Genomic DNA, 302 nt, shown 5'->3' on the forward strand with positions numbered 1-302 from the left:
CAGCACCCCCCACCGCCTCAACATCCTCAAGTCAATCGGCATCTGACTCAGCTTCTACAAGTGCGTCTACATCAGCAAGTCAATCCGCATCTGACTCAGCATCAACAAGTGCGTCGACATCAGCAAGTCAATCGGCATCTGAGTCAGCTTCAACAAGTGCTTCTACGAGCGCAAGTCAATCAGCATCTGAGTCCGCATCGACAAGAGCATCGACATCAGCAAGTCAATCGGCATCTGAATCCGCTTCAACAAGAGCGTCGACAACAGCAAAGCTCGGGGCATCTGAGTACTCATCTCCACTC

Annotated in this window: 1 protein-coding gene; it reads left to right on the plus strand. The window is 51.7% G+C overall.

Annotation, left to right across the window (positions count from 1 at the left end; translation table 11 throughout):
- Positions 1-302: hypothetical protein (locus tag N8N51_RS10345; protein ID WP_261104139.1), on the plus strand; the 302-nt coding region annotated here is incomplete at both ends.

The organism is Streptococcus mitis (assembly GCF_946188685.1).
GTDB lineage: Bacteria > Bacillota > Bacilli > Lactobacillales > Streptococcaceae > Streptococcus > Streptococcus mitis_CC.